Raw genomic sequence first — 14,052 nt, forward strand, 5'->3', positions numbered from 1 at the left:
GGGAGGTTTGTAGAAGTGAACACGCGTATGCGTCGTGCCGCCGTTGCCGTCGCCACCACCGCGATGGCAGTCTCGCTCGCCGCCTGTGGCAGCGCCAAGGAGTCCGGCGACAACAAGGACTCGTCCGACTCGGCCGCCAAGAAGGGCGACGCCATCAAGGTCGGTCTGCTCCTGCCGGAGAACCAGACCGCACGCTACGAGAAGTTCGACAAGCCCTTGATCGAGAAGAAGGTCAAGGAACTCACGAACGGCAAGGGCGAGGTCGTCTACGCCAACGCCAAGCAGGACGCCACGCTGCAGGCGCAGCAGGTCGACACGATGATCACCAACAAGGTCGACGTGCTGATCGTGGACGCGGTGGACTCCAAGGCCATCGCCGGCTCCATCACCAAGGCCGAGCAGGCCGACATCCCGGTGGTCGCCTACGACCGCCTGGCCGAGGGCCCGATCGACGCCTACACCTCGTTCGACAACGTCACGGTCGGCAAGACCCAGGGCGAGGCCCTGCTGGAGGCGCTGGGCGACAAGGCCAAGGACGGCCAGATCGTCATGATGAACGGCTCGTCCACCGACCCGAACGCCGCCCAGTTCAAGGAGGGCGCCCACTCCGTCCTCGACGGCAAGGTGAAGATCGGCCGCGAGTACGACACCAAGGAGTGGAAGCCGGAGAACGCCAACGCCAACATGGAAGGCGCGATCTCCGCCATCGGCAAGGACAAGATCGTCGGCGTCTACTCCGCCAACGACGGCATGGCGGGCGGCATCATCACCGCCCTGAAGGCCGCGGGCATCTCCAACATCCCGGTCACCGGCCAGGACGCCGAACTCGCGGGCGTGCAGCGCATCATCACCGGCGAGCAGTACATGAGCGTCTACAAGTCCTACCCGCAGGAGGCCGCGGTCGCCGGCGAGATGGCCGTCGCCCTCGCCCAGGGCAAGTCGCTCGACTCCATCGCCAAGGACAAGGCCGACAGCGCCACCACCAAGGGCATCCCCTCGGTGCTCGTCCCGGTCGTCTCGCTGACCAAGGACAACATCAAGGAGACCGTCATCAAGGAGGGCTTCTACACCCTCGACGAGATCTGCGCCGGCAACTACAAGGCCGCTTGCGACAAGATCGGTCTCAAGTAAGCAGTCCTCCCTCCCGTGCCGCGTGAGCGCGTACGGGACCGGCTGCACGCAGCTTCCTCCGGCGCCCCGCACTCATCAGCCCCGCAAGCTACGCGGGGCGCCGGACGGAACACCCCCCCCTCATACTTCTGCACAACCTCCCGCCGGGTCAGGCGGCGAAGGAGATGGTTCACGTGTCCGCTACGCCCGTGCTGGCGTTGCGCGGGGTCTCCAAGCGATTCGGTGCCGTCCAGGCGCTCACCGACGTAGAGCTTGAGGTCCACGCCGGTGAAGTGGTCGCCCTGGTGGGCGACAACGGCGCCGGAAAGTCCACGCTGGTCAAGACGATCGCCGGCGTGCACCCCATCGATGAAGGCGCCATCGAGTGGGACGGCAAGCCCGTCACGATCAACAAGCCGCACGACGCCCAGAACCTGGGCATCGCGACCGTCTACCAGGACCTCGCGCTGTGCGACAACATCGACGTGGTCGGCAACCTCTACCTGGGCCGGGAGATCCGCAGGCGCGGTGTCCTGGACGAGGTGGAGATGGAGCGCCGCTCCCGCGAGCTGCTGGACACGCTGTCCATCCGCATCCCCAGCGTCCGCATCCCGATCGCCTCGCTCTCCGGCGGCCAGCGCCAGGTCGTGGCGATCGCCCGGTCCATGCTCGGCGAGCCCAAGCTGGTCATCCTCGACGAGCCCACCGCCGCCCTCGGCGTCGAGCAGACCGCCCAGGTCCTCGACCTCGTGGAGCGGCTGCGCGAGCGCGGCCACGCGGTCATCCTCATCAGCCACAACATGGCCGATGTCAAGGCGGTCGCCGACAAGGTCGCCGTCCTGCGTCTCGGGCGCAACAACGGCGTCTTCGAGGTCAAGTCGACCTCGCAGGAAGAGATCATCTCCGCCATCACGGGCGCCACGGAGAACGCCGTGACCCGTCGTGCGGCGCGCACCAATGGGGAGATCAAGAAGTGAGCATCGACAAGACCTCCACGGCCGCCGCGGACAGCGCGGCGGAGAACCCGGACGCGGCTCCCGCCGCCGTCGCCGCCGTCGACCCGCGGCTGCTGGTGCGCGAGCAGGGCCTCGCGGGCTACGTCACCGAGTTCAAGCGGAAGATGAAGGCCGGTGACCTCGGGTCCATACCGGTCGTCGTCGGCCTGCTGATCATCTGGGCCATCTTCACCAGCCTGAACTCCAACTTCCTCACCGCCGGCAACTTCTCCGACATGTCCGTCGCCATGGTCGGCACGGGCATGATCGCCGTCGGTATCGTCTTCGTCCTGCTGCTCGGCGAGATCGACCTGTCGGTCGGCTCCGTCAGCGGCGTGGCGGGCGCGACCTTCGCCGTGCTGAACATCACGCACGGGATGAACGAGGTGCTGGCCCTGGTGCTGGCCGTCCTCACCGGCACCGTGGCCGGCGCCATCCACGGCTTCGTCTTCGCCCGCATCGGCGTTCCCGCCTTCGCCGTGACGCTGGCCGGCCTGCTGTTCTGGCAGGGCTTCATGCTGCAGATCCTCGGCAGCAACGGCACCATCAACCTGAACAGCGACGGCATCGTCGTCAAGCTGACCAGCTACTACTTCAGCGATGTGGCCGCCGCCTACGGCCTGGCGATCGTCGTGACCGCGGGGTACTTCCTCTCCGCCTTCTTCGACAACCGCCGCCGCTCCGCCGCCGGGGTGCCCTCCCGGCCGCTGAACGAGATCATCGTCCGTACGGTGCTGCTCGCCGTGCTGGCCTTCGCCGTGGCTATCGTCTTCAACCAGTACAAGGGCCTGCCGCTGGCCGTGGTGATCTTCCTGGCCTTCCTGCTGCTGACGGACTTCGTGCTGCGCCGCACGTCCTACGGCCGCAAGGTCTTCGCCCTCGGCGGCAGCGTCGAGGCGTCGCGCCGGGCGGGCATCAACGTGGAGCTGGTGCGGATCTCGGTCTTCGCGATCGCCGGCACCTTCGCCGCCATCGGCGGCCTCTTCGTCGCCTCGAAGATCGCCTCCGCCAACCAGGGCGCGGGCACCGGCGAGTTCCTGATGAACGTCATCGCCGCGGCCGTGATCGGCGGCACGTCCCTCTTCGGCGGCCGCGGCCGCACGTGGGACGCGCTGCTCGGTGTGATGGTCATCGTCTCCATCCAGTACGGCCTGGCCCTGGAGGGCATCGCCTCGCCGGTGCAGTACATGATCACCGGTGGTGTGCTGCTGGCGACCGTCGTCATCGACGCGGTCACCCGCAAGACCCAGAAGACGGCCGGCCGGGCGTAGTACGCGCCGTTCCCGCCGCGCCACCACCGCCCGCCCGAGCTGAGCCCTCGGGCGGGCGGTCCGCGTCCGGCCCGCCGTCCCGCACGCCGGCCGGGACGGCGGGCGCCCGACACCGCCGTACGGGAAGTCGTAGAACCTGTTCCGGGTGGGTAAGGCCGAACGCGTGACGTACGACGCACCGCCCGGACACGTTCCGCCACGGCGGAACATTAGACTCGTCAAGCCCGGCAACAGCTCTACTGCAAGGAGGCACGGGTGCCGCTGCTGACCCGCATCACGGGACCGCGCGATCTGGACCGGCTCAGCCTGGAAGAGCTGGGCCGGCTGGCAGAGGAGATCCGCACCTTCCTCGTCGACGCCGTCTCCAAGACCGGCGGCCACCTCGGCCCCAACCTCGGCGTGGTGGAGCTCACCCTCGCCCTGCACCGCGTCTTCGACTCGCCGAAGGACAAGGTGCTCTGGGACACCGGCCACCAGTCCTACGTGCACAAGCTGCTCACCGGCCGTCAGGACTTCTCCAGGCTGAAGATGAAGGGCGGCCTGTCCGGCTACCCCTCGCAGGCCGAGTCCGAGCACGACGTCATCGAGAACAGCCACGCCTCCACGGTGCTCGGTTGGGCCGACGGCATCGCCAAGGCCAACCAGGTCCTCGACCGCGACGACCACGTGGTCGCCGTCATCGGTGACGGCGCCCTCACCGGCGGCATGGCCTGGGAGGCGCTGAACAACATCGCCGCCGCCAAGGACCGCCCCCTGGTCATCGTCGTCAACGACAACGAGCGCTCCTACGCCCCCACCATCGGCGGCCTCGCCAACCACCTGGCGACCCTGCGCACCACCGACGGCTACGAGCGCTTCCTGGCCCGCACCAAGGAGGTCCTGGAGCGCACCCCGGTCGTCGGCCGCCCGCTCTACGACACCCTGCACGGCGCCAAGAAGGGCCTGAAGGACTTCATCGCCCCGCAGGGCATGTTCGAGGACCTCGGCCTGAAGTACGTCGGCCCGATCGACGGCCACGACCTCGAGGCCCTGGAGTCCGCCCTCACCCGCGCCAAGCGCTTCGGCGGCCCGGTCATCGTGCACTGCCTCACCGAGAAGGGCCGCGGCTACCAGCCCGCCCTGGCGGACGAGGCCGACCGCTTCCACGCCGTCGGCAAGATCCACCCCGACACGGGCCTGCCCATCTCCACCTCCGGCGCCGACTGGACCAGCGTCTTCGGCGACGAGATGCTGAAGCTCGGCCGGGAGCGCGAGGACATCGTCGCCATCACCGCGGCGATGCTCCAGCCGGTCGGCCTGGACAAGTTCGCCAAGGCCTTCCCGGACCGCGTCTACGACGTCGGCATCGCCGAGCAGCACGGCGCCGTCTCCGCGGCCGGACTCGCCCACGGCGGCGTCCACCCGGTCTTCGCCGTGTACGCGACCTTCCTCAACCGCGCCTTCGACCAGGTCCTGATGGACGTGGCCCTGCACAAGTGCGGCGTCACCTTCGTGCTGGACCGCGCCGGTGTCACCGGCACCGACGGGGCCTCGCACAACGGCATGTGGGACATGTCGATCCTCCAGGTCGTCCCCGGCCTCAGGCTCGCCGCCCCGCGCGACGCCGACCAGGTCCGCGCCCAGCTGCGCGAGGCCGTCGAGGTCGACGACGCGCCGACCGTGGTCCGCTTCTCCAAGGGCGCCGTCGGCCCCGCCGTACCGGCCGTCGGCCGCGTCGGCGGCATGGACGTGCTGCGCGCCCCCGGCACCGACGACCCGGACGTCCTCCTGGTCTCCGTGGGAGCACTCGCGCCGATGTGCCTGGAGGTCGCCGACCTGCTGAACAAGCAGGGCATCTCCACCACCGTGGTCGACCCGCGCTGGGTCAAGCCCGTCGACGAGGCCATGGCCCCGCTCGCCGAGCGCCACCGCGTCGTCGTCACCGTCGAGGACAACTCGCGGGTCGGCGGTGTCGGCTCCGCCGTCGCCCAGGCGCTGCGCGACGCGGGCGTCGACGTACCGCTGCGCGACTTCGGCATCCCGCCGCGCTTCCTGGACCACGCCTCGCGTGCCGAGGTCCTGGCGGAGATCGGGCTCACGGCGCCGGACATCGCCCGTCAGGTCACCGGCTTGGTCGCCAAGCTCGACGGCCGGTACGAGCGCACGGGCGCCGAGGTGGACTCGGTGGAGGCCGCGCGCGACTGACGCAGGGCCGGATGGGCAGGTTCTCCACTCGTTGCGGTGGTGAAACCTGCCCATCCGCGTGAATCCGCTCACGCCGGGGCATACGCAGTACGCCCCCCTCTCGATCATGTCGGGGACGACAAGCGTCGGAGGTACCCGTGAGCAGCAGCAGTCTCTTCAGGACCAAGAAGATCGAGCAGTCCATCCAGGACACGGAGGAACCCGAGCACGCGCTCAAGAAATCCCTGTCCGCGCTGGACCTGACCGTCTTCGGCGTCGGTGTCATCATCGGCACCGGCATCTTCGTACTGACCGGCACGGTCGCCAAGAACAACGCCGGGCCCTCCGTGGCCCTGGCCTTCGTCGTCGCCGGCGTGGTCTGCGCGCTCGCCGCGCTCTGCTACGCCGAGTTCGCGTCCACCGTGCCGGTGGCCGGTTCGGCGTACACCTTCTCCTACGCCTCGCTCGGCGAACTGCCCGCCTGGATCATCGGCTGGGACCTGGTCCTGGAGTTCGCGCTCGGGACGGCGGTGGTGGCCGTCGGCTGGTCGGGCTACATCCGTTCGTTCATGGACAACGCCGGCTGGCAGTTCCCGGAGGCCCTCGGCGGCCGGGACGGGGCCGACGGCTTCGGCTTCGACATCCTCGCCGCCGCCCTGGTGCTGGTGCTCACCGGCATCCTCGTCCTCGGCATGAAGCTGTCGGCCCGCATCACCACGCTCGTGGTCGCCATCAAGGTGACCGTCGTCCTGATCGTGATCATCGCGGGCGCCTTCTTCATCAAGGGTTCCAACTACGACCCGTTCGTCCCGGAGTCGAAGCCGGTGGAGGCGGGCGGGGGGCTCGACTCGCCCCTGATCCAGCTGATGTTCGGCTGGGCGCCGGCCAACTTCGGCGTGATGGGCATCTTCACCGCCGCCTCGGTGGTCTTCTTCGCCTTCATCGGCTTCGACATCGTCGCCACGGCCGCCGAGGAGACCAGGAACCCGCAGCGGGACATGCCCCGCGGGATCCTCGGCTCCCTGTTCATCTGCACCGCGCTCTACGTCGCCGTCTCCATCGTCGTCACCGGCATGCAGCACTACAGCGAGCTGTCCGTCGACGCCCCGCTCGCCGACGCCTTCAAGTCCACCGGGCACCCCTTCTTCGCCGGTGTGATCAGCTTCGGCGCCGCCGTCGGCCTGACCACCGTCTGCATGATCCTGCTGCTCGGCCAGACCCGGGTGTTCTTCGCGATGAGCCGGGACGGACTGCTGCCCCGCTTCTTCTCCCGCGTCCACCCGAAGTTCCGGACGCCGTACCGGCCGACCATCCTGCTCGGCGTGATCATCGCGATCGTCGCCGGCTTCACCAGCCTGAGCGAGCTGGCCGAGCTGGTGAACATCGGCACGCTGTTCGCCTTCGTCATCGTCGCGGTCAGCGTGATCATCCTGCGCCGCACCCGCCCCGACCTGCCCCGCGCCTTCCGCACCCCGCTGGTCCCGCTGCTGCCGATCGTGTCGGTCGCCGCCTCGCTGTGGCTGATGCTGAACCTGCCCGCCGAGACCTGGGTGCGGTTCGGTGTCTGGATGGCGATCGGCGTCGTCGTGTACTTCCTCTACAGCCGCACCCACAGCCGCATGGCCCGTGGGGAGGAGGCTCCGGCCGGCGGCCCGTCGAAGCCGACGGCCGGTGGTGACGCCCCGTAGGCCCCACCGGCGCCGCTCAGGCCCCGTACGCCCCGCTTACGTGGGGCGTCGGGGCCGGTCCGCGTACGGGGGCCCGCACGCCGTCACACCGGCCGTACCGTCCGCGGCCCCGCCACTTCCGCGCCCAGCTCCGTCACCCGGCGGCGTAGCTCGCGGTCGGCCGTCACCACCAGGACGGCACGGTCACCGGCGGCCCCGGCGACCAGGTGGACCATGTGGTCGTCCCCGCTGCCGGGCGCCGACTCCACCCGTACGCCGGGCACGGACTCCACTCCGCGGGCCGCGCCCTCGACGACGAGGACGACCTCCACCGGCCCGTCGCGCCCCGGCACCCCGTCCGCCGCCAGCCGGTCCCGCAACCGTTCCGCGGCCCCCCGCCGGTCCCGCCACCAGCCGTCGGGAACCGACCCGACGACGTTCGCCGCGTCGACGATCACCAGGAGGGGGCCACGGTCGCTCATGGAGTTCAGGGTCGCACGCTCCGGCCAACCCGGCCGGAGCGAGCCCGGACACGGCCGCATAAAATGATCAGGTGAACGGCGAGTGGCTCATACGCGGCCGGGACGGCCGACTCAGCGTCTACCAGAAGTCCGACGACGCCGCCCTGTGCCGTGCGGAGCGGGTACCGGGCGGTTCCTGGGGCGCCCCGCGCAGGATCGGCGGTGACCAGCGGCTGCACCCCGTGCTGACGGTCGGCCAGGGCACCGACGCCTACGCGCACCTGGTCGCCTGGCGGCCCACGTCCCCCGGCGAGTCAGGCCTGGTGCACTGCACGCACTTCCGGCCGCTGCTGGCCTCCCTGGACTGGGCACCCATCGGCCACCCGAACGGCAAGGGGGACCGTACCGGCACGCCCTCCGTCGCGGTCGACCACCAGGGCCGTGCGCACGTCTTCGTGCGCAACGGCGGCGGGGGGCTGAGCATGCGCGCCCAGAAGGAGAAGGGCGGCTGGGGCCCGTGGCGTGACCTGAAGGGCGCGGAGCTCCACGACGCGCCCGCCGCGGTGGTGGGCAGGGGAGGGCGCATCGAGGCCTACGCCTCCCGCCCCGGCGGCATCGTGCACTGGCGCCAGGAGGAGGTGGGCAAGCCCATCCAGATGGAGGAGACGGTGAAGGCCGATGCCCGTCCGGGCACCCTGCGCGCCCTGGCGACCTCCGACGAGAACACCACCCTGTTCTTCGTCGACGAGTCCGGCACCCTGTGCGCCTGGCGACCCGGAGCCGAGCCCGTGCCCCTGGTCACCGCGGCGGGCCCCGGCCCGATCGCGGCCGTCCGCTGCGAACTGGACGGCCACGACTGCACGCTGCTGGCCCAGCGCGCGTCCTCCGGCCGGATCGCCTTCGCGGCCTACCCCAGTGAACAGGAGTCGGCGGGCGCCTGGTGGACCGAGTCGGGTCCCGTGCTGCCGGCCGACGCGTCGGTGTCTCTCGCCCTGGACACCGACGCCCGCGTGGTCGCGGCGAGCCTCGCCCCGTCCACCGGGCAACTCCTTCTGACTCGGCGCAAGGACGAGGCAGGGCTGGCACTCGGAGCGTGGCAGGAGCACTGACGGAGGCGGGGGACCCGCCCGCTCCCTGCGGCAAGGGCGCGACCTGTTCGAGTCGGCAGCCGAGGACGAGTGCCTCCACCGGCGAGCGTCATCCTTCGACAGCAGGCCCGACGAAGGAGACACATACGAAAACGCTGGGCGGTCGTGCTGCCGCCCTGCTCGCGGCGTTCGTCCCCCGGTCCGCCGGGGCGGCACGGGGACGCTGATGTTCTGTGCGGGCGGGGACGGCGCGGCGGGGAACCCGGTCGGTGGCGCGCGGAGCACGGTCGGCCCGAGCGGCTGGAACCCCATCGTGCTCATCGCCTGATCCGCGGGCACGGGAAGAGGGCCCCCGCCCGGTGGCGGAGGCCCTCTTCACTTTCCGGCACGGCCGGGCGCTACGCCGGGACCGAAGCCACCCCCGGCTCCAGGAACCGCTTCCCGTTCACCCGCTCGGAGACGCCCTCACGGTCCAGGTACGGCGTGATGCCGCCCAGGTGGAAGGGCCAGCCGGCGCCGGTGATCAGGCAGAGGTCGATGTCCTGGGCCTCGGCGACGACGCCCTCGTCGAGCATCAGGCCGATCTCCTGGGCCACCGCGTCGAGCACCCGCGCCCGCACCTGCTCCTCCGTCAGGACGGTGTCGCCCTGCTTGAGGAGCGCGGCGACCTCCGGGTCCAGCTCGGGCTTGCCGCTGTCGTAGACGTAGAAGCCGCGCTTGCCCGCCTCGACGACCGCCTTGAGGTTGGGGGAGACCGTGAAGCGCTCCGGGAAGGCCCCGTTGAGCGTCTCCGAGACGTGCAGGCCGATCGCGGGGCCGACCAGCTCCAGCAGCACCAGCGGGGACATCGGCAGGCCGAGCGGCTCGACCGCCTTCTCTGCCACGTCCACCGGCGTGCCCTCGTCGATGACGTTCTGGATCTCGCCCATGAAGCGGGTCAGGATGCGGTTCACGACGAACGCCGGGGCGTCCTTGACGAGGACCGCGGTCTTCTTCAGCTTCTTGGCGACGCCGAACGCCGTGGCCAGCGACGCGTCGTCCGTCTGCTCGCCGCGGACGATCTCCAGCAGCGGCAGGACCGCGACCGGGTTGAAGAAGTGGAAGCCGACGACCCGCTCCGGGTGCTTCAGCTTCGACGCCATCTCCGACACGGAGAGGGACGAGGTGTTGGTGGCGAGGATCGCGTGCGCCGGGGCGACCGCCTCGACCTCCGCGAACACCTTCTGCTTGACGCCCATCTCCTCGAACACGGCCTCGATGACGAAGTCCGCGTCCGCGAAGCCCTCGGCCTTGTCCAGGACGCCGGTCACCAGGGCCTTGAGGCGGTTGGCCTTGTCCTGGTTGATGCGGCCCTTGCCGAGCAGCTTGTTGATTTCGGCGTGGACGTAGCCCACACCCTTGTCGACGCGCTCCTGGTCGATGTCGGTCAGGACGACCGGCACCTCCAGGCGGCGCAGGAAGAGCAGCGCGAGCTGGGAGGCCATTAGGCCGGCGCCGACGACGCCCACCTTGGTGACCGGGCGGGCCAGCGACTTGTCCGGGGCGCCCGCGGGACGCTTGCCGCGCTTCTGCACCAGGTTGAAGGCGTAGATGCCGGAGCGCAGTTCACCGCCCATGATGAGGTCGGCGAGGGCCTGGTCCTCGGCGTCGTAGCCCTGCTGGAGGTCGCCGTTCTTGGCGGCGGCGATGATGTCGAGGGCGCGGTAGGCGGCCGGGGCGGCGCCGTGCACCTTGGAGTCGGCGATGAAGCGGCCCTTGGCGACGGCCTGGTCCCAGGCCTCGCCGCGGTCGATCACCGGGCGCTCGACGGCGATCTCGCCCTTGAGGACGGACGCCGTCCAGATCAGCGACTGCTCCAGGAAGTCCGCGCCCTCGAAGATCGCGTCCGCGATGCCGAGTTCGAAGACCTGCTTGCCCTTGAGCTGCTTGTTCTGGTTGAGGCTGTTCTCGATGATCACCGAGACGGCCTTGTCGGCGCCGATCAGGTTCGGCAGCAGCGTGCAGCCGCCCCAGCCGGGGACCAGGCCGAGGAAGACCTCGGGGAGGGAGAAGGCGGGGAGGGCCGCGGACACCGTCCGGTAGGAGCAGTGCAGGCCGATCTCGACGCCGCCGCCCATGGCCGCGCCGTTGTAGTACGCGAAGGTCGGCACGGCCAGCTTCGCTAGCCGCTTGAAGACGTCGTGGCCGCCCTTGCCGATGGCCAGCGCGTCCTCGTGCCGCTTCAGCAGCTCGACGCCCTTGAGGTCGGCGCCGACCGCGAAGATGAACGGCTTGCCGGTGACGCCGACGCCGACGATGTCGCCGTCCGCGGCCTCCTTCTCGACCTGGTCGATGGCGGCGTCGATGTTCGCCAGCGACTGCGGGCCCAGCGTGGTCGGCTTGGTGTGGTCGTGACCGTTGTCGAGGGTGATGAGCGCGAAGCGCCCCGCACCGAGCGGCAGGTCGAAGTGACGTACGTGCGCGCTGGTGACGACCTCGCCGGGGAACAGCTCGGCCGCACCCTTCAGCAGCTCTGCGGTGGTGCTCACTTGTCCCCCTCGAAGTGCGGGTTCTCCCAGATGACCGTCGCGCCCATGCCGAAGCCGACGCACATGGTGGTCAGGCCGTAGCGGACGTGCGGCTGCTCCTCGAACTGGCGGGCCAGCTGCGTCATCAGGCGGACGCCGGAGGAGGCCAGCGGGTGGCCGAAGGCGATGGCGCCGCCGTACTGGTTGACGCGGGCGTCGTCGTCGGCGATGCCGTAGTGCTCCAGGAAGGCGAGGACCTGGACGGCGAAGGCCTCGTTGATCTCGAAGAGGCCGATGTCGGAGATCGACAGCCCGGCCTGGGCCAGGGCCTTCTCCGTGGCCGGGATCGGGCCGTAGCCCATGACCTCCGGCTCGACGCCCGCGAAGGCGTAGGAGACCAGGCGCATCTTGACCGGCAGGTTGTTCTCGCGGGCGAAGTCCTCGCTCGCGATGAGGGAGGCGGTGGCGCCGTCGTTCAGACCGGCCGCGTTGCCCGCGGTGACCCGGCCGTGCACGCGGAACGGCGTCTTCAGGCCCGCCAGGTTCTCCAGCGTGGTGCCCGGGCGCATCGGCTCGTCGGCGGTGACCAGGCCCCAGCCCGTCTCGCCCGCCTCTTCGTTGGTGCGGCGCACGGAGACCGGCACCAGGTCGGCCTGGATCTGGCCGTTGGCGTACGCCTTGGCGGCCTTCTCCTGCGAGCGCACGGCGTACTCGTCGGCGCGCCGCTTGGTGATGCTCGGGTAGCGGTCGTGCAGGTTCTCGGCCGTCATGCCCATGAACAGGGCGGACTCGTCGACCAGCTTCTCGCTGACGAACCGCGGGTTCGGGTCGACGCCCTCGCCCATCGGGTGGCGGCCCATGTGCTCGACACCGCCGGCGATGGCGACGTCGTACGCGCCGAAGGCGACCGAGCCGGCCACCGTGGTGACCGCGGTCAGGGCGCCCGCGCACATGCGGTCGATCGAGTAGCCCGGGACCGAGGTGGGCAGGCCCGCCAGGATGCCGGCGGTGCGGCCGATGGTCAGGCCCTGGTCGCCGATCTGCGTGGTCGCGGCGACGGCGACCTCGTCGATCTTCTTGGGGTCGAGACCGGGATTGCGGCGCAGCAGCTCCCGGATCGCCTTCACGACCAGGTCGTCGGCGCGGGTCTCGTGGTAGATGCCCTTCGGGCCCGCCTTGCCGAACGGGGTGCGGACGCCGTCTACGAAGACGACGTCCCTGACGGTACGAGGCACGATGGCTCTCCTCCAGGGTGCGGGATGGCACTGCTGCGGCACGCATGCACTGAGCGCGCGCTCAGCCCCATGCTACTTGTGGGTAACGTAGCTGCCCAGTCCCCCCGGCTGGAGCGGCGAACGTCACACCGCCGAAGCGGCGCTCCATCTCATGGAGACGGCTGCGCGCGCTTCGTCCCTGGATACCGGCGATGCCCCGCCGCCCCTCCTACGACACGCCACCGGCCAGCGCCGTCACCAGGACCGGCGTCACCTGTTCCACCTGCCAGGGCCGGGCCCCGTGCCCGGCGAGGGCCGCGCCCACCGACTCCTCGTCGAGGGTGGCCGGAGGCTCCCAGCACACCCTGCGCACCGTGTCCGGCGTGATCAGGTTCTCCTGCGGCATGTTCAGCCGCTCGGCGAGCGCGCTCACCGCGGCCCGCGCCGCGGTGAGCCGGGCCGCGGCGGCCGGGTCCTTGTCGGCCCACGCCCTGGGCGGCGGGGGGCCGGTCACCGGCTGGCCGGGCTGCGGCAGCTGCGACTCGGACAGGCCCCGGGCCCGGTCGACCGCCCCCTGCCATTGCTCCAGCTGCCGGCGGTTGACCCGCCCGAAACCGTTCAGCGCGGCCAGCGCGTGCGCGTTGGGCGGCAGCGTGAGCGCCGCCTCGACGATGGCCGCGTCCCCGAGCACCTTGCCCGGCGAGACGTCCCGGCGCTGCGCGATCCGGTCCCGGGTCTGCCACAGTTCCCGCACCACGGCGAGCTGACGGCGACGGCGCACCTTGTGCATGCCGGACGTACGGCGCCACGGGTCCTTGCGGGGCTCGGGCGGCGGGGCGGAGGCGATCGCGTCGAACTCCTGCCGGGCCCACTCCAGCTTGCCCTGCCGGTCCAGCTCCTTCTCCAGCGCGTCGCGCAGGTCGACGAGGAGCTCGACGTCGAGCGCGGCGTAGCGCAGCCAGGGCTCGGGCAGCGGGCGGGTGGACCAGTCGACGGCCGAGTGGCCCTTCTCCAGGACGAAGCCGAGCACGTTCTCCACCATCGCGCCGAGGCCGACGCGGGGGAAGCCGGCCAGCCGTCCCGCCAGCTCGGTGTCGAAGATGCGGGTGGGGACCATCCCTATTTCGCGCAGGCACGGCAGGTCCTGGGTGGCCGCGTGCAGCACCCACTCGGTGTCCGCGATCGCCGCGCCCAGCCCGGACAAGTCGGGGCAGGCCACCGGGTCGATCAGCGCGGTACCGGCGCCCTCGCGGCGCAACTGCACCAGGTACGCCCGCTGTCCGTAGCGGTAGCCGGAGGCGCGCTCGGCGTCGACGGCGACCGGGCCGTGCCCGGCGGCGAAGGCGGCGGTCACCTCGGCGAGGGCCGCCGCGTCGGCGATCACCGGTGGAATGCCCTCGCGTGGTTCCAGCAAGGGGGTCGGCGCCTGACTCGCAGAAGATCCGGCGTCGTCCGGAGGGGCGCCTCCGGTGGTTCGCAGTGAACGGTCTGCTGCGGTTTCGTGGGCGTCGGTCACCTGTCAAGGGTATCCGTGGATCGACCGCGCCCGCCGACGGAACGTTCCGTCGGCGGGCGC

General features: G+C 70.8%; 10 protein-coding genes. 6 read left to right on the plus strand and 4 right to left on the minus strand.

Translation table 11 applies throughout. The features are described 5' to 3' along the window. The first annotated feature begins 27 nt into the window (after positions 1–27). From ACLIN4_RS27095 to ACLIN4_RS27115, 5 genes are all read left to right on the plus strand, one after another. Positions 28–1,131, plus strand: a complete 1,104-nt coding sequence (locus ACLIN4_RS27095; RefSeq protein ID WP_179342208.1) for a sugar ABC transporter substrate-binding protein — start codon at positions 28–30, stop codon at positions 1,129–1,131. Between the two features lie 164 nt (positions 1,132–1,295). Then, a complete protein-coding gene (locus tag ACLIN4_RS27100) occupies positions 1,296–2,087 on the plus strand; it encodes an ATP-binding cassette domain-containing protein (protein WP_179342200.1) in 792 nt (263 codons plus the stop codon). Continuing rightward, positions 2,084–3,376, plus strand: a complete 1,293-nt coding sequence (locus ACLIN4_RS27105; RefSeq protein WP_100047676.1) for a sugar ABC transporter permease — start codon at positions 2,084–2,086, stop codon at positions 3,374–3,376. The genes ACLIN4_RS27100 and ACLIN4_RS27105 overlap by 4 nt, the downstream gene beginning before the upstream one ends. Positions 3,377–3,631: 255 nt before the next feature. Then, complete coding sequence (dxs, locus tag ACLIN4_RS27110; protein ID WP_107477145.1) at positions 3,632–5,560, plus strand: 1-deoxy-D-xylulose-5-phosphate synthase; 1,929 nt, start codon at positions 3,632–3,634, stop codon at positions 5,558–5,560. A gap of 137 nt (positions 5,561–5,697) precedes the next feature. Continuing rightward, complete coding sequence (locus tag ACLIN4_RS27115) at positions 5,698–7,227, plus strand: amino acid permease (protein ID WP_107477144.1); 1,530 nt, start codon at positions 5,698–5,700, stop codon at positions 7,225–7,227. Between the two features lie 83 nt (positions 7,228–7,310). Here the strand turns inward: ACLIN4_RS27115 and ACLIN4_RS27120 are convergent, their stop codons facing one another. After that, complete coding sequence (locus ACLIN4_RS27120; RefSeq protein ID WP_100047673.1) at positions 7,311–7,688, minus strand: NTP pyrophosphohydrolase; 378 nt, start codon at positions 7,686–7,688, stop codon at positions 7,311–7,313. A gap of 71 nt (positions 7,689–7,759) precedes the next feature. On the opposite strand from ACLIN4_RS27120, the gene ACLIN4_RS27125 reads away from it, so the two are divergent. After that, the gene (locus tag ACLIN4_RS27125) at positions 7,760–8,776 is read left to right on the plus strand and encodes a hypothetical protein (RefSeq protein WP_289908872.1); all 1,017 of its coding nucleotides are present in this window, start codon (positions 7,760–7,762) and stop codon (positions 8,774–8,776) included. A gap of 377 nt (positions 8,777–9,153) precedes the next feature. Here the strand turns inward: ACLIN4_RS27125 and ACLIN4_RS27130 are convergent, their stop codons facing one another. The 3 genes from ACLIN4_RS27130 to ACLIN4_RS27140 form a co-directional block, all read right to left on the minus strand. Then, positions 9,154–11,283, minus strand: a complete 2,130-nt coding sequence (locus ACLIN4_RS27130) for a 3-hydroxyacyl-CoA dehydrogenase NAD-binding domain-containing protein (protein WP_411576324.1) — start codon at positions 11,281–11,283, stop codon at positions 9,154–9,156. Further along, complete coding sequence (locus ACLIN4_RS27135; RefSeq protein ID WP_269960389.1) at positions 11,280–12,497, minus strand: thiolase family protein; 1,218 nt, start codon at positions 12,495–12,497, stop codon at positions 11,280–11,282. Before ACLIN4_RS27135 ends, ACLIN4_RS27130 begins: the two co-directional genes overlap by 4 nt. Positions 12,498–12,705: 208 nt before the next feature. Next, positions 12,706–13,992, minus strand: coding sequence for an HRDC domain-containing protein (locus tag ACLIN4_RS27140; RefSeq protein WP_411576325.1), 1,287 nt, complete (start codon positions 13,990–13,992; stop codon positions 12,706–12,708). Between the last annotated feature and the right edge of the window lie 60 nt (positions 13,993–14,052).

This window comes from Streptomyces mutabilis (genome assembly GCF_046628145.1).
Lineage (GTDB): Bacteria > Actinomycetota > Actinomycetes > Streptomycetales > Streptomycetaceae > Streptomyces > Streptomyces mutabilis.

Coding starts and splice junctions, on each gene's coding strand:
- ACLIN4_RS27095 (WP_179342208.1), top strand. CDS start 28: ATGCGTCGTGCCGCCGTTGCCGTCGCCACCACCGCGATGGCAGTCTCG.
- ACLIN4_RS27100 (WP_179342200.1), top strand. CDS start 1,296: ATGGTTCACGTGTCCGCTACGCCCGTGCTGGCGTTGCGCGGGGTCTCC.
- ACLIN4_RS27120 (WP_100047673.1), bottom strand. CDS start 7,688: ATGAGCGACCGTGGCCCCCTCCTGGTGATCGTCGACGCGGCGAACGTC.